The sequence below is a fragment of the Roseobacter sp. MED193 genome (assembly GCF_000152965.1).
GTDB lineage: Bacteria > Pseudomonadota > Alphaproteobacteria > Rhodobacterales > Rhodobacteraceae > Pseudophaeobacter.
On record NZ_AANB01000013.1, the window covers coordinates 1 to 21,458 of the forward strand.

At 61.8% G+C, this 21,458-nt stretch carries 19 protein-coding genes and 2 pseudogenes; 2 read left to right on the forward strand and 19 right to left on the reverse strand.

All coding sequences use genetic code 11. From position 1 onward, the window contains the following. The 6 genes and pseudogenes from MED193_RS01905 to MED193_RS01930 form a co-directional block, all read right to left on the reverse strand. Nucleotides 1-506 (reverse strand): annotated as a pseudogene (locus MED193_RS01905) (AraC family transcriptional regulator); the annotation flags it as partial. Nucleotides 507-875: 369 nt separating this feature from the next. Next, nucleotides 876-2,876: a type IV secretory system conjugative DNA transfer family protein gene (locus MED193_RS01910; protein ID WP_009807937.1), complete on the reverse strand. Its 2,001-nt coding sequence runs from the start codon at nt 2,874-2,876 to the stop codon at nt 876-878. 8 nt (nt 2,877-2,884) lie between these two features. Further along, nucleotides 2,885-5,218 carry a relaxase/mobilization nuclease domain-containing protein gene (locus MED193_RS01915; RefSeq protein ID WP_009807938.1) on the reverse strand — a complete coding sequence of 778 codons (2,334 nt, stop codon included), beginning with the start codon at nt 5,216-5,218 and terminating at the stop codon, nt 2,885-2,887. After that, entirely contained in the window at nt 5,205-5,786 is a 582-nt protein-coding gene (locus MED193_RS01920) for a helix-turn-helix domain-containing protein (protein ID WP_009807939.1), read from the reverse strand. The genes MED193_RS01915 and MED193_RS01920 overlap by 14 nt, the downstream gene beginning before the upstream one ends. Nucleotides 5,787-6,307: 521 nt before the next feature. Further along, entirely contained in the window at nt 6,308-6,514 is a 207-nt protein-coding gene (locus tag MED193_RS01925; protein ID WP_007120662.1) for a hypothetical protein, read from the reverse strand. Nucleotides 6,515-7,052: 538 nt separating this feature from the next. Then, on the reverse strand, nt 7,053-7,982 hold the full coding sequence (locus MED193_RS01930; protein WP_009807940.1) for a DUF2493 domain-containing protein: 930 nt from the start codon (nt 7,980-7,982) through the stop codon (nt 7,053-7,055). Nucleotides 7,983-8,612: 630 nt separating this feature from the next. Between MED193_RS01930 and MED193_RS01935 the strand changes: the two genes are divergently transcribed. Next, nucleotides 8,613-8,888 carry a hypothetical protein gene (locus MED193_RS01935; protein WP_009807941.1) on the forward strand — a complete coding sequence of 92 codons (276 nt, stop codon included), beginning with the start codon at nt 8,613-8,615 and terminating at the stop codon, nt 8,886-8,888. Next, nucleotides 8,888-9,220 carry a type II toxin-antitoxin system RelE/ParE family toxin gene (locus MED193_RS01940; RefSeq protein ID WP_009807942.1) on the forward strand — a complete coding sequence of 111 codons (333 nt, stop codon included), beginning with the start codon at nt 8,888-8,890 and terminating at the stop codon, nt 9,218-9,220. Before MED193_RS01935 ends, MED193_RS01940 begins: the two co-directional genes overlap by 1 nt. A 193-nt stretch (nt 9,221-9,413) precedes the next feature. Here the strand turns inward: MED193_RS01940 and MED193_RS01945 are convergent, their stop codons facing one another. From MED193_RS01945 to MED193_RS02000, 13 genes and pseudogenes are all read right to left on the reverse strand, one after another. Beyond that, the gene (locus tag MED193_RS01945; RefSeq protein ID WP_027238618.1) at nt 9,414-10,079 is read right to left on the reverse strand and encodes an ankyrin repeat domain-containing protein; all 666 of its coding nucleotides are present in this window, start codon (nt 10,077-10,079) and stop codon (nt 9,414-9,416) included. A 53-nt stretch (nt 10,080-10,132) separates the two neighbouring features. Continuing rightward, nucleotides 10,133-10,615, reverse strand: coding sequence for a heme-binding protein (locus tag MED193_RS01950; protein WP_009807944.1), 483 nt, complete (start codon nt 10,613-10,615; stop codon nt 10,133-10,135). Nucleotides 10,616-10,721: 106 nt separating this feature from the next. Continuing rightward, nucleotides 10,722-11,327, reverse strand: a complete 606-nt coding sequence (locus tag MED193_RS01955; RefSeq protein WP_009807945.1) for a response regulator transcription factor — start codon at nt 11,325-11,327, stop codon at nt 10,722-10,724. Next, nucleotides 11,324-12,778 (reverse strand): sensor histidine kinase, encoded by a 1,455-nt coding sequence (locus tag MED193_RS01960; RefSeq protein ID WP_009807946.1) that lies wholly within the window; start codon nt 12,776-12,778, stop codon nt 11,324-11,326. Before MED193_RS01960 ends, MED193_RS01955 begins: the two co-directional genes overlap by 4 nt. A 366-nt stretch (nt 12,779-13,144) precedes the next feature. Then, nucleotides 13,145-13,873 (reverse strand): DUF736 family protein, encoded by a 729-nt coding sequence (locus tag MED193_RS01965; RefSeq protein WP_027238619.1) that lies wholly within the window; start codon nt 13,871-13,873, stop codon nt 13,145-13,147. Nucleotides 13,874-13,998: 125 nt separating this feature from the next. Further along, the gene (locus tag MED193_RS01970) at nt 13,999-14,304 is read right to left on the reverse strand and encodes a hypothetical protein (protein WP_009807948.1); all 306 of its coding nucleotides are present in this window, start codon (nt 14,302-14,304) and stop codon (nt 13,999-14,001) included. A gap of 14 nt (nt 14,305-14,318) precedes the next feature. After that, nucleotides 14,319-18,592: pseudogene (locus tag MED193_RS01975) on the reverse strand (strawberry notch-like NTP hydrolase domain-containing protein). Nucleotides 18,593-18,694: 102 nt separating this feature from the next. Continuing rightward, nucleotides 18,695-18,847, reverse strand: a complete 153-nt coding sequence (locus MED193_RS01980; protein ID WP_009807951.1) for a hypothetical protein — start codon at nt 18,845-18,847, stop codon at nt 18,695-18,697. Then, entirely contained in the window at nt 18,837-19,001 is a 165-nt protein-coding gene (locus MED193_RS23035; protein ID WP_169730253.1) for a hypothetical protein, read from the reverse strand. Before MED193_RS23035 ends, MED193_RS01980 begins: the two co-directional genes overlap by 11 nt. A 100-nt stretch (nt 19,002-19,101) precedes the next feature. Continuing rightward, nucleotides 19,102-19,620 (reverse strand): type II toxin-antitoxin system YhaV family toxin, encoded by a 519-nt coding sequence (locus MED193_RS01985; RefSeq protein WP_009807953.1) that lies wholly within the window; start codon nt 19,618-19,620, stop codon nt 19,102-19,104. Further along, nucleotides 19,617-19,943 (reverse strand): type II toxin-antitoxin system PrlF family antitoxin, encoded by a 327-nt coding sequence (locus tag MED193_RS01990; protein ID WP_005668772.1) that lies wholly within the window; start codon nt 19,941-19,943, stop codon nt 19,617-19,619. Before MED193_RS01990 ends, MED193_RS01985 begins: the two co-directional genes overlap by 4 nt. A gap of 126 nt (nt 19,944-20,069) precedes the next feature. Next, nucleotides 20,070-20,723, reverse strand: a complete 654-nt coding sequence (locus tag MED193_RS01995) for a hypothetical protein (protein ID WP_009807954.1) — start codon at nt 20,721-20,723, stop codon at nt 20,070-20,072. A gap of 102 nt (nt 20,724-20,825) precedes the next feature. Beyond that, a complete protein-coding gene (locus MED193_RS02000) occupies nt 20,826-21,419 on the reverse strand; it encodes a hypothetical protein (protein WP_009807955.1) in 594 nt (197 codons plus the stop codon). Nucleotides 21,420-21,458: the final 39 nt, after the last annotated feature.

A 21,458-nucleotide genomic window follows, 5' to 3' on the forward strand; every position in this document is an offset into this window, starting at 1 on the left:
TGTCGCAGAAGTTCGACGCAAAGCATCTCTTCGATATGCCGCACCAAGACTGCGTCGGATGAGACTTCGCCCGCGCGCGTTAAGGCACGGGTGGCATAATCGAGAAGCGCGGGCCAGGCTGAGTTGGGGCCGCCGATCTTGACACGGCTCGTCCACAGGCGGTCATCCGGCACGAAACCGAACCACCTCTCGGCCGTATCAACCATCGCCTGATGCGGGATCGTGAGGTTCAGCTGCATATGGTCGGGATCACCCTCAAGCCAATATTCGGCTCGGGAGCAATCTACGACAAAGCTTTCCCCGGCAGCGGTTGCAATAGAGCCACCATCGGTTTGATGATCCAATGCCCCGCGCAGGGTGTTAAGAACAAGGATGTTTCCGGCATCAGGATCGAAACGGTCAAGGTGAATGCCGGTGCCGTAGGCAAACCGGGTCATGGTCACACAGCCCGCCTTCGCCGAAATCATGGTCGCATCCGGCAGGGACAAGCGATCCAAAGGCCGCACCCGATATCGCATATAGACCGACCGGCAGAAGTCCTCCACTTCGTCCCAATCAGCTGAATGGGTTTTCTGCCGGTGCCTGATCGGCGCCCCTAACGAATCCAAAACAAGTGCATGTTCCAGCAAAATCCCGCTCCTCCTCGTGGTTCCATTGTCAATGTAACACGATATTGGCGAGGTAGACATCCGGCATTGGTCGTAAAGAAATGAACGTGTTGGTGGGGACGCGCCGACACGGTCGCGATCTGGCGTAGGTTCTGATCGAGCGCGTTGTCCCCCCGGCGTGTGAGGCTCTACAATGCCGACATTGGTTCAAGCCGCAGCGAATGACCGCTCCCCGTCCTCCCCGACAAGCATGCGATGTCCGCCACCCTATCGAGCAACCAGCTTTTGACCACCGTTCTCTCGCAGCATCGCTTCCATTTCATCCAAGCCATCGACAGCAGAGCGCATTTGCGCCTCATCAACGACGCGCGCAGCTTCGGCATCCACGACCTGGCTGCCAAAATCCATCTCCATCTGACGCTGTTCCTTGGCGATGACGGCTTGAACGACGGGCGCCGTCTTCTTTGGAACAACATCAGATTGCCCTGAATGTTCAGCATCAGTAGGCTGGCCTGCTACGTCTACATCGGCCTCGGGTCCACTTGGCCCGTCCGGCGGCGGCGCCATCGGCATGGCGCGCACACTCAGCGGCAGCGTGCCCTGCAACCCACCTCCCCCAGGCTTCGGAAACGGCAACTCGCCCGTCTGTGTCGCGTGGATCGCCTTGAACAGCCGATCGTCGAAGTACTGAATCCGCTTCGCACGGACCGGCATCTGCGCATCGATGACCATGACAATTTCATCGAGGGGCAGACGGCGCGCTTCATCTTCTGGCAACAAAGAGCTTTCCTCGGTCCGCGTGGATTGGCTGCGGCCTTCAAAGGGGTTTTTGCCAATGGACTGCGAGCGCGTGATGACGGTCTTCGTGGTCTTGCCGACAGCCTTGCTGAGCTCTTCGACGGTCTTCTCATCCGAGGGCGTGAGATAAAGTTTCACGCCCGCGTTGCCCTGCAGCGCACGGCGGGTGTTTTCGCCATAGATTTCATCGAGGGCGGGGATCGTTTGCGTGACCACGGCCAGATGTCCACGATAGGTCCGCAAGGTCTCGATGCTCTCGACCACGATGGGCATCTTGCCGAGGCGATTGAACTCGTCGAGCATGATCATCACTGGCCAGGGCTCATCCGGCCCGGGATCCTTTTCCTGCATGGCGGAGAGCAGATCGGAGAAGAAGAGTCGGATCAGCGGCGCGAGGGGTTTGACCATTAGCGGCTGGACCACGAGATAGACCGAAAAGGGCTTCTTGCGGATCGTCCGGAAATCAAAGTCCGAGACTGCCGTCGCTTCATCGATGGCCGGGTTCTGCCATTGATCGAGACCCGAGGTCATCAGGAGCGAGACGTAAGAGGTCAGGGTGTCATTGTTGGTCGAAGCCAACCGCGTGAAGATCAGTTTTGCGGCCCGGTTATCCACCTCATGGCCCCGCGCGAAGTACTCCTTCTGCTTGTTCCCGCCCGAGGCGGCGATGCGATAGATTTCGCCCAAGGTGGGGCGCTTGCGCTGGAAGGCCAGCAGGCCTGCTGCCACAAAGAGATCGATCCCGCCCTTGAGGAGGCCCTGCACCCGGTCGTTGTCGCTTTGCAAAAAGAGCGTCGCCAAGAGCTGCAATTCCATCTGCTGGCGCGCGGGATCTTTCAGCTCAAAGATGCGCAGGAGCGGATTGTAGCGATGCGTGCGCTTGCCCTCCCAATCGGTGGGGGCAAAGCGATAGACCTTGTCGCCTTGGGCTGCGCGGTGCCGGGCCGTGGCCTCGAAACACTCGCCCTTCACATCGAGCGTCACGGCGGAGCCCTGCCAGGTCAGCAGGTTCGGAATGACAAAGCCCGTGGTCTTGCCGCGGCCCGTGGGGGCCACAATCAGCGCATGCGGAAAAACCTTCGAGCAAATGTAATTTGCGCGGGAGCCCGGCGGCCCAAGTTTGCCGAGGATGAACCCGGTGCCCGGCGCCCCGAAGAAGCCATTGGCCTTCATCTCGCGCGCAGTCTGCCAATGGGTCTGGCCAAAGCGTGTCAGGGCGGACCCCGAGAGGGCGAGGCTCAGCATGAGGCCGGCGGCGGCGAAGCTGCCGATGATCAGGTGGATGAGTTGGGCGTCCTCCGGGCGGCGATCGAGGATCGCCATGTAGTTCTGCGCGATGTAGGCAAAGTCGATCTCGGCACCGAAGCCGAGATCCTGGTAAGTCAGCACCGCCGAGGCGATCGTATAGCCCATGGCGGCGGTCACCAGCGTTACCAACAAGACACCGGTCGCGATCCGCGCCTTTCCCATGGGCGCGCTCAATGGACCTGTCCCCGCTCGGTCTCGCCATCCACATCGCCAGTGCGGTGTTTTTCATATTCGGTGTCGGCAAGATCATCGACCACCTGGCGCAAGGCCTCCGTGTTGGCCGTCGCGGCATCGGATTGCAGATAGACCTTGGCGACATAGAGCCGGTCGAGGCGGTCCTCGAGAACCTTTTCCAGCGCATCGGCATCGCCGGATGTGAGCCGCTCAAGTTGACGGTCATCCATCACCCGCGCGATCTCGCCCCGGAAGGCGTCCCGCTCCGCCTCGCTCTCGAAGGGCGCGGACAACTCCCCCGCCCGCTCATGGTCCAGGACACGCGCAATCTCGTCTGCAAGGCGGTCGGCACGGTCAGACCGCATCGGCGTTCCATCGCGGGTTGCGAGGATGTCGTCGCGCGTGCCAACCCCAAGCCCGTCGCGCATCTCGGTTTCGCGGCGGACCTGATTGATGGCCTCCGTGTCCCGGATCTCGACGACAGCCGCATAGGTCGCGCCGAGCCCGCGGGCGAGGTGGGACGGCATGTCCGGATAGCGCTCCCTGAATTCATCCGTGACAGCACCTGCAACGGGCGTGCGGACGTCGCGTCCCTCCATGATCCGGTCGACCTCGCGGGTGATCGCGCTGGCGCGGGCCGCATCGGTGATGGTTTCCCTGTAGGGTTCAGACCGGTCGATCACATCGCCAGGACGTGCGAGCAGGTCCGGGTGTGCCTCGAGATATGCACGCTGCTCCGTCTCGATCCGGCGCTCCGCCCGTGAGACAACCTCCCAGTCCCGGTCCTCCACCTGCTGCGCTGTCAGGCCCTCTGCGCGCATCTCCTGACGGATTGTCCCTTCCATCTCCCGCACCGCGCCCTCATGATAATGGAACCGCTCGCTGACCGGTTCCGCTTCCATGACGCCATCCCGGCGCAGCACGTTCTCGCGCTCCAACAGCGTGCCAAGTTCCACATGTACATCGTTGAGAATGTCGCGGGCCTGTTCCAGATCGGCGCGGCGTTCGAGGTTCAGATCGCGTGCCTCGGCCACCTTGGCAAGATCATCTGCGATCCATTGATGCTCCAGCGCGGCGCTCGAGGCCGCGGTCTCGATCCGGGCCACCACTTCCGATGTGCTGATCCCAGTGCCGTGTAGTGCCGCGTCAATGCGCGATCTCAGGTCGGGCTCGGCCAGTCGCTCGCGCTGATTGGCGTCAATATTGGCCTCGGAATAGATCCCGCCCTCCGAGGGGGCCTCTGACAGCGAGCCCGAGCGCAGCCCCAAGGGCTGCATGTGCTGGACCTGTGTCTGGATCTCGATGAGGCGTTTTTCCAGCACGGGACGTTCCGCGTCAGACTTCTCGGCGATCATGCCCTGCACCCGCGCGAGCTTCTCGGCATAGAGGCTTCTGAGATCCTCGAAGCTTTGATCCTCAGCCATATACACATCTCCTGTTCGGTCCATCTGTCCGCCATGCGCCAGCACCTCGCCCGCGCGGAAGAGTGCCGCGGCGATGTCTTCCCGGGCCTCCCGGGAGGCCTCTGCGGCAAGCGAATGGTAGACGGTTCTGGTGTTAGCGATCTCCGCCAGCGTCCGGGTCAGGTCCTGCCCCACGCGTTCGCGCTCGCGGGGCGCGCGGCCCTCGTCTTTCGCGGCGTAAACCTCGCTGGTGCGGGCTGGGTAATGCACGACGCCGCGATCCACCCGCCGCGTGGCCTCCAGCCGTACACCATACTTCTCCGCCTCCTCGACCATGGCGAGGCGGAAGTCGTCATAGTTGAAGCGGTGGTTGCGCCCCAGAAAGAAGAACTCGCCTTCCTGCGAGCGGCGGTTCAGCACCAGATGCGCATGCGGGTGATCGCGGTCCTCATGCACCGCGATGATGTAGTCGAAATGCCCCTTATCGGTCTGGAAGAACCGCTCGGCCACATCCGTCGCGATGTCGCGCACATCCTCCCCGCGCGTGCCGATGGGGAAGGACATGAGCATGTGGGTGGTCTGCCCAAGCTTGGGCTTGAAACCCGCATCCCACCGCTTGGCAAAGCGCTCGGTCAGATCCTTGATGTCACCCGCCTCGAGCTTCGTCTTGCCATCCAAGAACCCGCTACTGTCCACGATATGGGTGGACTTGGTGGTGAGGTAATCGAGCTGGTTTGCGAGCTGCGATTTGGTATGCGTTCCCCCGCCCCGGATCGCCTTGAAGACTGCTGGCCGATGCCCTGCTGCCGCGCGCACAAGCTGGGTCTGCTTGGCCACGTGCAGCCCCTGCATTGAGCCCCGGACGCGGCTCCAGCCATCCCGAAAGACCTCGCCCGTGACGGCATGGACGGCATCATTCAGCCGCATGGGCAAACTCCCTCAGCGCGGCCGTGGCCTGCAGCTGCATCGCGTCCCGACGGCGGCGCAGGAGCAGGTCGATCTCGTCAGCGGAATCCAGGATGAACCGCGCCAGCCCGCGCATCTGTGCGAGGCGCAATTCGGTGAACTCCGAGCCGGCCCCCTGCCCCTGCCGGTTGGCCTGCGCCATCTGCTTGGCGATCTGCGCGACCCCATTACCGACCTCGTGCAGAGAGGCGCGGTAGCGCGCCATCTCTGCTGCCATCTGCGCGTCCGGAACGAACACCCCGCCTGCCGCCTGAATGAGCCGCCTGAGCCCCTCGGCACGGCTCTCGATTCCGGCTGTCGCAAGGACCGCGTCGAGCGCCGCAAGCTCCGCGGCCGTGACCTTCACACTGACCGCTGAGACCGGAATTGCGGCATCCGTCTGGCGCTCGGCATCGGCTTTGAGCGTGTACTGGATCGCCCGCACCGACACGCCAAACCGTTCCGCCAGCACTGAAGTGGAAACGCCTTCCGCAGCTTCGCGAACGATCTCCATGCGGTCCGCATCTGTGAGACGTTTTGAGCGCGACATGCGAAGAAAGACCCCCTATTTCCTGCCACCTTCCACCAAGGCTGCCCCCACCTTACGATAATATATCCACCTGTCAATTATATACTTACGTAGCATTCAGGATCAGGCAGCCTTGGTGTCCGCTTCACGCCGCGGCCCGCAGGGACGCGGCTCTGCCGCCCTCATCACCACCGGGCGACCCACCTGTCCAATGGGTCCCCTTCCCCAGCACCGCCCGATGGTCTGGCCGAACACGCACGTGTTCGGACGGAACCGCGGGCGGGCGCAAACCCCACCGACAGGGCGGACAGGCAGGGTCAAGGAGGGCCAGATTTGGGTCCCCAAATCTCTGCCGCAAAAACCGGGAGGCCCTGGCCGATAGGTTTTTGTGGATGGCCCCCTTGAGGCTGACGGGCCGGTCTGTCGCGGCCTGGTCATTCCGGGCGGAGTGCGTCCGTTGAACGCGCAGGGACCGGCATCCCTGGAACAGGGATCGGGCCGCCCCAAGATCGTCCTGGGGCGGCCCATCCTCGTCAGAGGATTTAGTCCTGGGGATCTTTCGCGCTCGGTGGGAACATCACCAGCTCCGAGACCGCGACCGGGAAGTCGAGCTTGAGGCTGAAGAACTCCGAGCCGTCCCCGTTGCGGGTGTTGCGGAACATCGCACCCACTCGCTGAAAACGGGTGCGCTCCTGGCCATCGGTATCGGTGAACTTGACGGGGACGGTGGCGACGTAGTGGTTGGTCATTTGGGTTACTCCTTGTTGCGATGGGGATCACCCGGCACGGGGGCAAAAGGCTCGGTCGCAAGCGCAAATGCGGAGGGTCCGCGGCCAGCCGTGGAAGCCGTATTTGTGCTTGCCGAAGCGTGAGCTGAGGGCACGGACGGGCCGACCCCGTGCGATCCACATCTATGAGCAAAAAGGAGAGACCCAAATGACCCTTGCCATCACGCCGCAGCCAGCATCCGCGTCCTCGTCCCGCCGATCCTGGCCGGGGTACTGACGGAGCCCGCCCGCGTGGATGCGATGTTCCGAAACACCCTCCGAGGGTCGTGCTGGTCTTCAGCCTCAAATGCGATGTCTCGACCCCTCGCGTCTTGCCCCGCTGACGATGTGCGTGAGGTGCGCACCATCCCCAGCCCGTACCGATGCGGATGGGCCGCACGCTGACGGACCGGGTAGAGGGATAACGGTGCTGGCCGCCGCAGACTGCCGATCACGCATGACCAATCGCACGCGCCATAAGACATGACGAAAGGGCCGCGCCAAGCGCGACCCCCTCTCTTCAATCCTGCGACGCCTTCTTAGCCGGGTCAGCAACCCGCATGACCGTCAGGCCTTTCGCTTCCGCCTTCTGCCCGAGGTTCAGCGCGACCCCGTTGCCGCCGAAGAGTACAACCCCCGTCGCCGCGAACTTGTCGTCCAGCATCTCGTCGTTGCACTTGAACGGTGCCGCCCGCCCATGCGCGGACCAGCGCGGATCGAAGCGCGCTTGTGCGACCCCGCGTGCGCGCGCCCACCGGGCCGCAATCATCTCCGCCCCGTGCTTGCCACCCTTGTGGCAGAGGAAGATCTCCTGGTTGCGGTTCTGCTTGATCCGTTCGCGAACCTTGTCGAGCGTGTTGAAGATCACATCGACATCGGTCCAGTCGGTGGCGCCTGAGACGATCAGGGGCACCCCCTCGACTTTCGACTTCTCGGCGGTTTCGCGGTCGTGCTGCTCGAGGAGCTGCCGTGCCTCGAAGACCGCCCCGGTCTCTTGCGCGCGGACGCTTGCGCGCGACCCGGCTGCCGGGATGAAGGCGTGACCGGTCTCGATCTCGTAGCATTCCGCCGCCGCCTCGCTCATCACCTCGATGGCGCCGACGATCTCGCGCAGTTGCACAAAGCGCGCCTGCGCCTCCTCAATGGCGGTCTCGGCGATCTCCGATCCATCGTGGGATTTTGCCAGGGCGCCGATCTTGTCGGCGGTGCGGTCGACCTCCTTGCCAAGCGCCAACTTGCGGCGCTGCAGGATCGTCGCGAGCCCGTGCGCGAGCGGTTCGATCTCCGCTTCGAGGCCGGTGTTGCGCAATTGCCCGAGCAAAGCCTCGAAGCTCTCGCGGATGATGCGGTCGGTCAGGACGTGATCCTCCGGGATCGGCAGCTGTGCGTCCTTCTCGGTCAGTCCGAAAAGCTCGATGGTCTCGTAGGTGTTTGCGGTGTCGTAAGCCATGTCTGGTCTCCAGTGTTCGGTTATAGAGCCACCACGTGAGTGTGGGGGCATGGCCGAATGTCTGGTTTCCGAATCTGCCCGGGTCAGGGACGGCGCAGCCGCCGGCTTGCCGGGCGCAAAAGTTTTCTGCGCGCAACACTCGACACATGCGCGTCCTCACGCACGGGACCGCCCCGCGCCACTAGCCTCGCCCTCACCGAAAAGTTTTGCGATCCTTGACGCGGGCTGATTTGGGGGCCATCCGGAGGATATGCTTCCGCACTCATGTGTGTGTGTGTTTTGACGGTAGGTTTGCCCGACACGAGCAGGCAAACGGCCCGACCGGACGCGGGAGACGGATGCAGTGGCGGGATCGTTTTGGCCTCGGGCCAAAACAGACCAGAGCGCAATCCGGCGGAGCGGCCGGGGTGGGACGTGCTCGCGAGGCGGGCAAACCGGGATGCCGGGTGCGACGCCGCGGTGAGGCCGCATGGCCGAATGCGCGACGGACCGAAGGGCCGTTCTCCCCTGCGACACGCGCAGCCGAGCGGGGAGGCCGCAAGGCTATTGACGCATTTCGCTCGGTCGGCCCGACCTGCTTGCCAGAAGCGGCAAAATTCGGTAGTCTATTGGAGCACCAAGGAGTTTGCCATGAGCGTTCAAAAGCAATCTGTCAGTTTCACCGACACGGCCTACACATTTGCCAAGGAACTGGTCGAAGCTGGAGAGTACCCAAATATGAGCGCGGCTGTTTCGGGTGAATTGGCGAAGGCCAAGGCAGAGCGAGATCGTGAACGGTCTTTGTTTGAGGCTGAATTGGAACGCCGCCTGTCTCTGCCACTCGACCAATGGGAACCCGTCGGCGAAGCGTCCGACGTCACGGCCAGCGCACGGGCCCATCTTGCGGCGATGGCCAAAAAGACCTGATGCGATTTATCAGGCATCCGTTCTTCGAACGGGACCTTATCGGTATCGTTGATCATATTGTCGACGTGACTGACGGTGACCTTGCAGCGGCGAGCCGTCGACTAGATGAAATCGATGCCCTTATCCAGAACATTGCCGCAAACCCAAAATCTGGTGCTCGCCTCAGCGGCAAGTTGGACGGATGGCTGGTGCGCCATGGCGGCACCGGTCAGCGACTGACCATCGTATTCAAACCGCATGTAGACGCCGCACAGATATATCTCGCTCTTGTCGCGTTCGGCGGCCGGGATTGGATGAGACTGGCGTCAGCGAGACAGGTCTTCACTGACTAGCCTTAGAGCCATGGAGTGGCCGGGAAGTTGTAGACCGGACCTTCGCTGCGCCGTGCGCGAACTGGTAGGATGCGGGACAAAGTGCCCTTTCGCTGCGGTTGCGCCAACGGCTGCTATGGGAAGGTTGCATTGAGGTTGGTGGGCACGGCAGCCTTCAAAATAGCACGATTTGGTAAGGTCATTGCCCCACATCCTATTGCAGGATTTCGACCATTTCGGCGTAGCCGCGCGACGTGGCGTGTTGCAGCGGTGTGACGCCATCGCGATCACCGATGGATTTATCTGCTCCTGCATCAACGAGGATTTGCAACGCCTTGATATGATCTGGGCCGCCGTCTCCTAAAACGACAGCCTCTATCAAAGCCGTCCACGCCAGATTGTTGATATGATCCAGTGGTGCGCCGCCATCCACCAAACGTGCAACAACGTCGTGATGCCCGAGGTGGGCGGCCGCGATAAGGGCTGTCCCGTCGTAGACACTGGTGATCAGGTCAGGGGCGTTCCCGAGTTCCATTGCAAGTGACACCATTTCAGGATCGTTCGCGACAGCGGCGATGGTCAGCACGTCATAGACGCGGTTTTCCAGCGCATTCATATCCGCGCCTCCGTTTGCAAGTGCCGTCAGCGCGTCATCGTGTGATGCGAACGCCGCGACATGAGCAGGCGTGCGCTGGGATCGATCTCGGATGTCCACATCGGCACCTGCTCCGATCAGTCGGTTAATTACATCCACGTCGCCTTCGTGGGCGGCAAGATGCAGACCTGTGTAGGACGCAATGTCTGATGCTGACGGGGCTGTCTGCGCATGGGCAGACCCAAAAGAACCAATTACCAAAGCGAGCAGCAGGAAACGAAACATGATGTTGCCTTTCAGAAAGAGGGGCCCGCCCCCCGAGGGACGGGCCATGTACTTTACTCAGCACCGATTGCGTCAAGACCTGCGCGGGCACATGTCTCGTCAATTGCGCCAGATGGTGCGCCACCGACACCGATGCCACCGACCAATGCGCCACCGATCCGGATGGGCAGGCCGCCAGCCTGGATCACCAGACGGCTGTCCATATCGCGCAGACCACCGTTTTCAGGGTTACCACCGATAAACCCCGCAAGACCTGCCGTGTCACGGCCCATACTGGCGGATGTGAACGCTTTGCCTGTGCTGGACCCAACGGTATGCGGGCCCGCGTTGTCGGCACGCAATAGCACTTTGGTCTCGCCGCTGCGCGCAACGATTGCGACGCTGACATTGTGACCTTCGGCAGAACATGCAGCGACGGCAGCCTGTGTTGCTGTGGTTGCCATATCGAGCGGCAAGTAAGGAGCTGTGGGCAGGTCTTGGGCGAAGGCTGCAGCGGGTGTCAGCAGAGCTGTGGCAAGTGCGATGGAACGGATCATTGTGTATTTCCTTTTGTTGAACTGATGCTCCAGTTCTAATTCGCCGCTGTGATCGGCGATATTCGTAGCATCCGCAAAGGTGTCCGTAGTTCTACTGATAAGTGTGTTAGTCTGCCTGTGCATCCAACCAATAACGGGTCAATTCCGCCGCCGAGGACGTGCCCGCTTTGGCCGCAATAGCCGCGCGGTGACTTTCAACTGTGCGGGGTGACAGGGTCAGCGCGTCAGCGATTTGCTTGGTCGTCAGACCCTTTGCGATCATCTCAAGAACCTGTTGTTCGCGTGTGGACAGATTGCGCACCAATGCCACCGCTTCTGCGCGTTCTTCCAAAGCCTGCTGGTTAGCTTCCAGCTCTGCATGACCCTTCTGGATTGCGTCGATCAGGTTTTGTTCGTCGACGGGCTTGCTCAGAAAATCAATCGCCCCATTGCGAAACGCGCGCCTGCACGCCTCGATATCGCCGTGTCCGCTGATAATGACGGTGGGCCATGACACGCCTTTCTCGGTTAGCTTTTCTTGCAGTTTCAGCCCCGAAATAGCAGGCATCCTGATGTCAAGGATCAGGCATCCCGGCGTCAAGTCTGCCACTTGGCTCAGGAATTTCTCGGGCGAGGCAAAACTGCACACATTCAGCCCGACGGTTTCCAACAAAAGGCTCAGCGCGTTGCGAACAGCCTCATCATCATCAACGAGGTAAACATGGTTGGTCATGGTCTCACCGTCTTGATTGAGCGCGGCAGGGACAAACGGAACGTGGTCTGGTCGGTGTCGTCGAGCAGCTTGATATCACCGCCCATTTCCTCAATCAGCCTTTGACACAGCGCAAGGCCAAGCCCCGTTCCATCCGGTTTGCCTGTCACGAAAGGCTCAAAGACGCGAGGCCTAAGGTCGTCAGACACCCCCGGCCCGGTATCGCTGACATCCAAAATGACCGACGGGCCATCGACATACGTGCGGATCGTGACCTGTGCCTCGTCCGAGGCATCAAGCGCGTTGCGCATCAGATTAAACACAACCTGTTCCAACTCGACCGGATCGGCGTCAATGAAAAGTGGGTGATCATACAGCGACAGGGTAATGCCAGCCCCCTTCGTCTTGGCCTCCAATGCCAACAGATTTTTAACGCTTTGCGCGGCTTCATGGACGGAACAGGCCTCAGACGGGGCACGGTTCGGTTTGCTCCACCTTCGCAGGCGATCAAGGAGATTTGCCGCGCGCTGTGCTTGGGATACCGTGTCGTCCAACACAGTGCCAAGACGTGCGACCTCACCACGCCGCGCCAAATGGCGGCCAGCCTGCGCTTGACTCAGGATTGCGGTCAGAGGTTGCGCCAGTTCATGCGCCATGCCGCTGGCCATTTCGCCCATTGCATTCACGCGGGAGGCGTGGGCTAGCCGCGTTTCCTGCGCGCTCAGCTTGGCGCGGTCTTCTGCATCTTTGGTGCGCGCGCGTTGCTTTAGACCGAAGGCTGACAGCAAAAAGAGGGCCGTGACCAGTGCGATAACAAAGACCACTGTCTCGACCGGCAACAGGTCAGACAGCCCAATTGTCAAAGAGGTCTCAAACACCAAAGGCTGAGACGCACTGCCGAGCGGTTTGGAAAACCCAGTCTCACCCGATGAAACCTCACCGACCAATGCCGTTTGACCATCAGGCGTCGACAGACGCAAAGAAGCTGATGGCGTGTCCCAAAACGGATCATCTGTGGCAATCAGCGCGCGGGCGTCAATCACCAGCGCTAAACCGTGCCGTGCCGCATCAGAATTAGGGGTGCGTTTCACTAGCAGATAGTGATCCGGCAGGTCCGGCATTGGCCCAATTTGCAAAGCCCCGGTCGAGCGGCGGGCCAATTCAATGACGCGTTCCCTCGCCTGTAACGAAAGACCGGGCTGCGTTTCTATGGCGGTTTGGGACGGAACGTATGGGACAACATTCACCGACGTAATACGTGGGTAAAACCGCCTGATCGTCGCGGCCACGTCTAACAGTAAGTCCTGCCGCTCCATCCCACCAGCCACAAAAATTGCAGACAACGATGTCAGATGCGCATCGTGCTGATCAGCCCGCTGTGAGGCCAGACGATGCAGCGTTTCACTTTTGATCGTCAGTTCACGCACCAAGTTCTGTCGTTCAAAAAACGCCACCCCGCCGAGAGCGAGCATGACGGCAAGCGCCCATAGCAAAGTGTTCCGCCAGAAGTTTGTTGGATATGAGACGGCCATTTGCATTCATCGCAGGTGTCGGCGCAAACACCAATCCGTATTTCTACGGGCAAAAAGCTTTGCGTCAATGCCAACCGGCTTGAGATTCCTTAACAAAAAGACCTACATTTTCATCTGCGCAAAAGAGCGGACATTGATGCAACGTGCAGCATTGGATCTTCTGGGCTCTTCGGTAGCATTAGCTGCGGGCGACACGAACGTCAGCAATGTACGCCGGGTTCATTCAACCACACCAGTACAGAAAAAGGGGAACCGTGGTCCCACGGCTCCCCTTTCGGTTCAGATCGTCTCCCCCTCGCGCGCCGATTAGGCAACCAGCGACAGCCCCGCGCCTGCGTCCTGCGGTTGCTCACCGCTGTCGATGAACGGGATGATCGAGAAGGTCTGCCCGCCGCGCTGTTTTTCGTTCTGCACGGCGTTGACGCGCAGATCGCCATCGGGCGTGTTGATCAGCAGCGACAGGTAGTCATTGCCCGTGCGGCTGCTTTTGGCCATCCACGCCGATCCGACGCGGATCGGTGTGCCCCGGGGCGAGCTGACCTCGACGCGGTAATCCGGGTGGGTCTCCTCGGATTTGTAGCTGTTCTCGATCAGCATGAACTCCAGATCGAACATCATGTTGGCGATGTAGCCGGTGAAGGCGTTGTCAGCGTCCATGGCGGTCAACTCGCCCGAGATCGAGCCGGACTTCATCAGGCCGTTCGAGACCAGCGGGATGATCTCGAAGTCGCCGCTTTGGGTCGCGCGCGCCTCTTTCGTCTGCACCGCGTTGACCCGGAACGGGCCCAAGCCGACATCGATCTGCATCGAGACGTAGGGGTTGCCGCTGGTATTGCCGGTCTCGTTCCAGGCCGTGCCGATGCGCACCTTGCGACCGGATTTGTTGACTGCCGTCACGTCAAAATCCGGGCTGCGTTCGGACATCTTGGCCCGCGCCTCCAACTGGATGGCGATGTCAAAGCGCGTCGAGTGGATCATGCCGGTGTACTGAGCGGCTGCGGTCTCGACATTGCGGGTGAGGGTTCCTGCGAACATGGGATGGTTCCTTTTCAGATTGTTCGGTGCCTGACGTTCTTGCCAGCGCATCCGGGATTGCTTTCTCGACCCCTTGAGGGATCACAAACCAGAAAGCTCGCTTTCCTTTCTTCCCAACCTTCAGTTTAGCGCTGACGCCTGAAAGACTGTGCCACCTTCCCGCCGGGTACGACGCCCCTCCCCTGCCCGTCTGGCCTCGGATGGCTGTCCTGGGTATTCTCGTCGCCCTCCTCCGATCCCGCAATGAAGAACTCTGCTTCCTCCCCGTTCAACCGCTGCCCGCTCCGGTCGGTCAGCCCGATGGTGCTACCGTTCGGCTCAAACGTGATCAGGTATTGGCCGAGGCTGTCCTTGTGCACGCGGTAGCCGGTGTTGGCCCAATGTACGGTCTGACCTGCATCGATGGCGGCTTTGATCTCTCCGAGAGTCATGATCGTCCCCTCGCCTATTCTGCTGCCACTGAAGTTACGTCCCAAGTGGCGTCTGGTCCGGTTCCAACAATCCGGGAGAGGATGCCCGCTGTGTCGATCCCGTCCCCGTGCGGCAGAAACACCCGCAACTGAAAGGCGATGATCTCCGTGAAGCAGCCGAGGGCCTTGAGGCCGTCGATCATGCCCCGATCCGCACCGCCCAACTCAAGGCGCATCTCGCCTGCGACACGACGACGGGTCAGAGTCAGACCCCGGCCCAGATCGACCGGCGCGGTGGTGCCGAGGGCGGCGGTCAGCATCTCCTGCGGTGTTTGCGGATTGGAGACGAGGAAGCGGGCGCGCAGCGCGGCCGCCCCTTCTTCGCTCAGCGTCCGCCCGATCATCGCGGTCGCCCCGTCGGGCGTGACCCGGTAGATGCGCTCATTGGTGGTCGGAATGTCCTTCCAGATAGGCAACAAGAGCCCGGTCAGCAGGTAGAGCTTGATCGTGGTGGTTTTTGGCAGGGACGCAGCCTCGGCATCCCAAAGCCTTGCAAACTCAGGCCTTCCGATGTCTTCCCAGGCCGAGGACTCGAACCGCGTCTCCTCCAGATAGCTGGACCCGTTTGGCCGCACCGCCTTGCGCATCAGCGTGACAATGTCCTCGTCATACATCTGCATGGGGCGCGCCGAGATGAGCGCTGCGCGTCCCGAAGCACGGTTAACCATCGGTAGCTTGTCGGGATTGCGCGACAGGGCGTCATCCGCCGACAGCACGTGGACCGGGTCCGTCACCTCAAGTCCGATGATCCGCGTCACCGCCCCGGATTTCGGGCAGGTCCAGAGATCCTCGGTGGAGACCTGCTCGATCTTTTCGCCGCGCAGGGTTTCCACGCCGAGATCGAGCGTGCCCGCCGCGCGCGCCCGTTCCGTCTGATCAGCGATCCGACGCATGAACTCGGCAAAGAGCGCGTTCTGCATGTGGATGGGAAGGGCAAGCACCCGGTTGAGAAACCGCTGGATCGGCGGCAGCTCCTCGAGCAGCACCCCGTCCTTGTCGATCAGCCGCAGGGCCGTCCAGTCGGTGAAGCTCTCGTAGCTCATCGCCTCAGCGCGTCCGGCGGCAAGATCGGCGAAATACCCACGTAGTGCGGCCCGCGCGATCGGGCTTTCCAGATTGTCCTCCTCGCGGAACATGCCCTGCGAGCCGGTTTCGCGCTGACCCTTGGTCAAGGCCCCCAGCTGGTCGAGGCGTTTGGCAATCGTCGAGGTGAAACGCTTTTCGCCATGCACATCCGAGGTGCAGACGCGGAAGAAGGGCGCGCTGACCTGGGCCGAGCGATGGGTGCGGCCCAGCCCCTGGATGGCCGCATCGGCGCGCCAGCCGGGTTCCAACAGGTAGTGCCGGCGCCGTTTCTGGTTCTTCGCCGTTTGCGCCGCGTGATAGGACCGGCCCGTACCGCCTGCATCGGAGAAGATAAGGATATCCTTCTCGCCGTCCATGAAGGCTTGGGTCTCGGATGAATTACTGCTGGCGGCGCGCTTTTCGATGAAGAGATGACCATCCTCGGACTTGAGGGGCCGGATGGACCGCCCCGTGACTTCTGCCACGGCCTCGTCGCCAAAGGCCCAGAGGATCTGATCCAGCGCCGAAGGGATCGGGGCGAGCGTCATCAACTCCATCATGGCCGCATCTCGCAGGGCGAGCGCCTCGCGCGAGACAACGAGCGCGCCGGTCTCATCCCGCAAAGGTTCGGCCACCATGTTGCCGTCGATCTCGACCAGCTTTTGCGCATGAATCGGGAAGGCCTGTTCGAGGTAGCCCAGAACATAGTCGCGCGGCGTCAAGGCCCCCTCAACGAGTTCATCCTCCGGGTCCATTGTCTCAAGTCGACGTTTCAGCAGGCTCTCACCTGTCGAAACCACCTGGATGACGCAAGCCTTGCCCGTTGCCAGATCGTCCTTGATGGCGTGGATGATGCTTGGAGCCTTCATGCCCATCAGGAGATGGTTGAAGAAGCGCTGCTTCGTGCTCTCGAAGCGAGATTTGGCCGAGGCGCGTGCTGCCGACGCATTGGTCTCGCCCGAGGCATCGTTGACGCCGGTCGCAGTCAACGCCGCTTCGAGATTGTGGTGGATCGTCCGAAACGCACCCGCGTATGCGTCGTAGATCTCGATCTGGGCCGGGGTGAGCGCGTGTTCGAGCACGTCATACTCCACGCCATCAAAGCTGAGGGCGCGCGCCGTGTAGAGGCCGAGCGTCTTAAGATCACGCGCGACCACCTCCATGGCAGCCACGCCGCCGGCTTCCATCGCAGAAACGAAACTCTCGCGGCTTGGGAAGGGGTATTCGGGGCCCTGCCCCCAGAGCCCCAGCCGCGCGGCATAGGCGAGATTGTGCACGCTCGTGGCACCCGTGGCCGAGATGTAGAAGACGCGGGCGCGGGGTGCTGCCAGTTGCAGCCGCAGGCCAGCAAGGCCCTGCTGGGAGGGTTTGACCCCCCTGCCCTGCTCGGACCCTGCTGCGTTCTGCATGGCATGGGCCTCATCAAAGGCCAGCACGCCTTCGAACTCCGCGCCCATCCATTCGAGGATCTGGCTCAGTCGCGTGGTGCCGCATTTGCCCGCGGACCGCAGCGTGGCGTAGGTGACGAAGAGGATACCGTCGCCCATCGGGACCGGCTGGTCCGATTTCCATTTGGAAAGCGGCTGAATGTCGGCAGGCGAGCCGCCGAGATCGGTCCAGTCGCGGATCGCGTCCTCAATAAGCGTGGCGGATTTGGAGACCCAGATCGCCTTTCTGCGCCCGGCCAGCCAGTTGACAAGGATGAGCCCCGCGCATTCGCGGCCCTTGCCGCAACCGGTGCCGTCGCCGAGGAAATAGCCAAGGCGATAGGCACGTGCATCCTGGTCATCATCGGCGCGCGTCAGCTTGGTCTGGTCGTAATCGATAGTGAACCGACCGGGCAGGTCGCGCCCATGGGCGTCATGCGCCATGATGATGGTTTCCAGCTGCGCCTCGGAGAGGTGACCCTCCTCGATCAGCTTCGCGGGCAGTCGCAAGTCATCACTGCCCGTGTTTGAGGGCATGGGCGGGGCAACCGAGGCCATTGCGATGCTTTCAACGAGCGGCGTGGGATGTTCCTGCGCACTCGCAATCTCGATCCGTTGCGGACGGTAGCGCGCATAGATGTCCGAGATGGGCGTGTTGTCGCGCGGGGTCTGAAGGCTTGTGAAGCTGAGCGGGACAACGGCCTTGGCCCGGGGTTTGGAGGGGGCGACAGGCGCAGCGGCGGCCTTGCGCGGGGCAGATGATGGAACGCTCGACCGAGTATGAGGGATCGCTGCCGCCCGTTGGACTGGGCGCATCTCGGTCCGGGTCGCGGCCACGGCGTCAACGAAAGGAAGGACTTCCTCCAGATCCTGAACCGCGGCGCGGATCATTTCGCCGTCCTCCTGCACCTTGTCGAAGACCATCAGCTGGGTTTCGACAGAGGTGCCGAGCTTGCGGTAGATTGCCCCGGCATCGTCAGCGCCAAGCGTGGCGTCAGGAGACCGCAGGCGCGGGACCAATGCGCGGCATCGCGTTCGGGCGTGAATCCCGGCGGCATGATCGCCACCAGCCGCCCGCCGGGCGCGAGACGCTTTGCAGCCCCGATGAGATGTTTTGCAGCGATGTGCTTGTCGCGGGAACGATCGACCGAGGAGGCGAAGGGCGGGTTCATCACCACGACGTCGGGTAGAACCGGCGTCTGCAGCAGATCGTCGATATGCTCACCGTCATGGCCCGTCACATCGCCACCGAAGAGGGCCCGCAGGAGGCACTGGCGAAAGGGGTCGATGTCGTTGAGCAAAAGCGTGGCACCAGCCCGGGCGGCGAAAGCTGCCAGGGCACCGGTGCCAGCCGAGGGCTCCAGAACGGTCTCGCCCTTGCGGATCGCCGCGGCCCGCAAGACCAGCGCCGCAAATGGCAGCGGCGTGGAAAACTGCTGCAGCCGGATCTGCTGCTCGGAGCGGCGGGTTTCCGTCAGCAGCCGTGAGGCAAGCAGCTTTGCAGCAGCGAAGTCACCTGCCGCGCCGTCCCCACGCAGCACAACCTGGATGGCTGCGGCCTGCATCAGGTCATAGGCTATGCGCCAGTCCCAGGCGCCCCCGGCATCGCTGCCATGAAACGTCTCGCGCATGATGCGCGCCAGCGCTGAACTGCGCAGGGGTTGATGGTCGATCTCCGCGCCGATCTGCGCCAGCGCAGAGGTGAAATCAGCGTCGGAGGTTGAGAGAGCCGGGCTTGCCGGATTGGGCTTGGACATGGGATTTTCCTTTGGATCAGGGTCTGAGTTCCAAAGGACAAAAAGCCCGCTTTCGCTTTTCATGGTGACGGGGGTCAGACCGCGCTGACCTCCAAGGCTTGGTCAGGACTTGGCTTCGACCTCCCGTTTCGCATCAATCAATGCCTGTGCGGCCTGCATCACCTGAACCTGAGATGTTCCCGAGCGTGCATCCTCCAGCGCGGCCTGCACCTGCGCGCAAAACCAGGCGTCATAAGAATTCGCTTCAGCGGCCATGGAAATGCTCCTCGAGAGCTTTATCCAGAAGCTTGCCAAGGCCATGGGGCATGTCTGCAACGTGCACCGCGACTGGCAAACGGCCCCGCTTCATCTGGGACGCGCATTGCTCATCGAGACCAAGAAGTGGCCCTTCCTTTCCCGTTTCGTCCATTGCGTTTTCTCCAACCGTGTTAAGGCGTGAGGTTACATCACCTTGCGTGATACCGTAAACGGCGGTGCCGTTAGGGTCGCAGAAAATCATCCTAGGCCACTTACCGATCGGGCGCCGCTTCAAGGGAAGTTTCGAACCGCTTGTCCGCCGCCGCGGCTTCTTTCAGGAGCGCGTCAAAATTGTCAGGTGGGTTGCCATCTTCCAGCATCCCTTTGAACGTCGCATAGGTATCCGTCTTGCTGCCATAGGCGCGCAGGGTCTTGTCGTCGTTCACCCAGGCCACCACGATGACCTTCGCATCGCTGTTGAACCGATAGAACAACCGATACTGTTGGAAGAATTTCGCCCGGAACCAGTGCTTGCGGTGATCGCCGAGTGTGCCGCCTTGCCGGAAGGCGGCGGCACCCGGATCTGCCGGTATGGCCTCGGTGACCAGCTTGAAGATGGCGGCCAGCCGTTTCGTGGAATTCTTCTTGCGCCAGGTCTTGGGATCGCGTGCCTTACGCGCCTCGACCTCCAGGGTCAGCCCTTCGAGCTGGTCCAGAAAGAGCGGATGCGCATAAATCGACCATCCGTTTACGACAAGGGGCGCTTGAGCGGGCACGCTATCGCCGCTCATTCATCCTCGAGCGATAGCGGCGCATCGAGATCGACGTCAACGTCTCCGACCAGTGCTGCAAGACGGTCATGCAAAGCCCCATCGAACGCCCGAATGCGGTCCGGATGCGCCTTGATATCGGCCTCGACAAAATCGAGAAAGGCGCCGAGCACAGGATCTTCCTCGTCGCTGCGCACGGGCTCAATATAGACCCTGCCACTCGGCTCGGTGCAGTAGCGAATCTGGTCGCCCTTGCCCAGCTTGAGCTGCTTGCGCACACCCGCCGGCACGGTCGTCTGATACCGATCCGTGAGTTTCGAGACATCTTGTGCGAGCGCTGTCATGGCAGTCTCCTGAAAGAATGGGGGTCTTTGCTGCCTGCGATAGGTAATGCATTTGCATTGCTCTGTCAAGATAAGCCGCAGGATCTGCTGTCGCCGGGCAGGTCGATGAACCGTCCGGCGCAGCACCTAGTCTCGCCCCGCGAGATACTCCGCCAGCACAGGACTGGCCGCACCCTTCGCGAAACTGAGCAGCTCCGAGCCCGCAAGCGAGGCCTTCGACAGGCGTACGAGCCCACCGGTTTCCTCGATGCGGTAGCAGCGGCGTTTTTGCCGCCCACGCCTGTAGTGCGTCGCGGTCACGATCTGGCAAGTGCTGCCATCGGTGAGCGTCACAGGGGTGGCGAGCCTGATCTTGTCGCCTTCCTCGTAGTCCGGGATCGCAGCCCAATCCCGGCAGCGCTGGCGCCAGTCCTGGGCGTAGCTGTCCGGGTCTTTCAGGTTGGAGAGGAGCCCGATCAACGCAAGGGGAGCACGAGACTCGTTCGGGCCAGCGCTTTCCTCCATGTCCTTGTAGCCCCAGCAGCCGTCATCATATCGGGTGAGGAAGACAGCCCCGAACGTGATGGAGCCATCCACATCGGTCACATAGGTCGCGTCTTCGACAGCGGTGCCGTCGAGATTGGTGACCCTTGCCGCCGCATACCAGGTGGAGCCGACCTTGCAGGCTTTGACCAGTTCGGTTTTGCGCGTGTCGCCATGAGAGGTGCAGAGCCGGGCGATTTCCGCTTTCTCATCCGCGTAGGTTTTGACGCGGCGGTCGGTGTAGAAGAGCCATCCCATCTCAGAGTCCTTTCTCTAATTGGGGGAATTGTTGTCGCCAATGTCCCGAGAAGGCCGCAGGCCTGGCAGGGTATTGGCGATGCTTGTTTGAGAAAGGGCGCGTTACGCCGCCCTCCGGTCATCGATTTCCATCAGCGCATCGAGCGGCACGCGGTAGGGCTGCATGGCGTCGAAATCCTCGCAATTGCCGCAGTTCTGCACGATCGCGAAGGTGTCGCAGGCATCCTCGAGGATGACCCGGAAGGTGCCGCCGAGGCCCGAGGGCACCTCGTAGGTCCCGCCGATGAGATAGTCCGAGGCCCGGCGCACGAAGACGCGGATGCTGTGGCCATCGGTGGCCAGCCGGATGGCCCCCCGCCCCCGGTCGATGAGCACCTGCACGTCATCCAGGGTGTCGGTGTAGAACTGGCCGGTCAGATCGCGAAACGCCATGCGGCGCTGCGCCATCCAGTCGGTGTCCCGAAACGGGTTCATGCCGTCGGCGAAGGCGAAGGACGGATCGGCCTGTTCGGTGGTGACGATACGGGTGGTCGTGCCATCGATGCCGTTTGAGCGCAGATGCACACCATTGCCGACGATCAGGATCAGGGCGGGCCTGTCCACGGGCCCGTTCCAGTTGGGCAGGAAGGTTTTGCAGGCGCGCGCATGGGCGATCTGCGCCGCAACTGCGGAGGCAGAGAACTTGAGAATAGCCATGGGGATGTCTTTCTGTTCGGTTTGGAAGGGTCGACCCGC

What these genes read in the sequence shown, in the direction of transcription:
- MED193_RS01910 (WP_009807937.1), bottom strand. Translation starts at nt 2,876, where the DNA reads ATGGGAAAGGCGCGGATCGCGACCGGTGTCTTGTTGGTAACGCTGGTG.
- MED193_RS01915 (WP_009807938.1), bottom strand. Translation starts at nt 5,218, where the DNA reads ATGCGGCTGAATGATGCCGTCCATGCCGTCACGGGCGAGGTCTTTCGG.
- MED193_RS01920 (WP_009807939.1), bottom strand. Translation starts at nt 5,786, where the DNA reads ATGTCGCGCTCAAAACGTCTCACAGATGCGGACCGCATGGAGATCGTT.
- MED193_RS01925 (WP_007120662.1), bottom strand. Translation starts at nt 6,514, where the DNA reads ATGACCAACCACTACGTCGCCACCGTCCCCGTCAAGTTCACCGATACC.
- MED193_RS01930 (WP_009807940.1), bottom strand. Translation starts at nt 7,982, where the DNA reads ATGGCTTACGACACCGCAAACACCTACGAGACCATCGAGCTTTTCGGA.
- MED193_RS01935 (WP_009807941.1), top strand. Translation starts at nt 8,613, where the DNA reads ATGAGCGTTCAAAAGCAATCTGTCAGTTTCACCGACACGGCCTACACA.
- MED193_RS01940 (WP_009807942.1), top strand. Translation starts at nt 8,888, where the DNA reads ATGCGATTTATCAGGCATCCGTTCTTCGAACGGGACCTTATCGGTATC.
- MED193_RS01945 (WP_027238618.1), bottom strand. Translation starts at nt 10,079, where the DNA reads ATGTTTCGTTTCCTGCTGCTCGCTTTGGTAATTGGTTCTTTTGGGTCT.
- MED193_RS01950 (WP_009807944.1), bottom strand. Translation starts at nt 10,615, where the DNA reads ATGATCCGTTCCATCGCACTTGCCACAGCTCTGCTGACACCCGCTGCA.
- MED193_RS01955 (WP_009807945.1), bottom strand. Translation starts at nt 11,327, where the DNA reads ATGACCAACCATGTTTACCTCGTTGATGATGATGAGGCTGTTCGCAAC.
- MED193_RS01960 (WP_009807946.1), bottom strand. Translation starts at nt 12,778, where the DNA reads ATGCTCGCTCTCGGCGGGGTGGCGTTTTTTGAACGACAGAACTTGGTG.
- MED193_RS01965 (WP_027238619.1), bottom strand. Translation starts at nt 13,873, where the DNA reads ATGTTCGCAGGAACCCTCACCCGCAATGTCGAGACCGCAGCCGCTCAG.
- MED193_RS01970 (WP_009807948.1), bottom strand. Translation starts at nt 14,304, where the DNA reads ATGACTCTCGGAGAGATCAAAGCCGCCATCGATGCAGGTCAGACCGTA.
- MED193_RS01980 (WP_009807951.1), bottom strand. Translation starts at nt 18,847, where the DNA reads ATGGCCGCTGAAGCGAATTCTTATGACGCCTGGTTTTGCGCGCAGGTG.
- MED193_RS23035 (WP_169730253.1), bottom strand. Translation starts at nt 19,001, where the DNA reads ATGGACGAAACGGGAAAGGAAGGGCCACTTCTTGGTCTCGATGAGCAA.
- MED193_RS01985 (WP_009807953.1), bottom strand. Translation starts at nt 19,620, where the DNA reads ATGAGCGGCGATAGCGTGCCCGCTCAAGCGCCCCTTGTCGTAAACGGA.
- MED193_RS01990 (WP_005668772.1), bottom strand. Translation starts at nt 19,943, where the DNA reads ATGACAGCGCTCGCACAAGATGTCTCGAAACTCACGGATCGGTATCAG.
- MED193_RS01995 (WP_009807954.1), bottom strand. Translation starts at nt 20,723, where the DNA reads ATGGGATGGCTCTTCTACACCGACCGCCGCGTCAAAACCTACGCGGAT.
- MED193_RS02000 (WP_009807955.1), bottom strand. Translation starts at nt 21,419, where the DNA reads ATGGCTATTCTCAAGTTCTCTGCCTCCGCAGTTGCGGCGCAGATCGCC.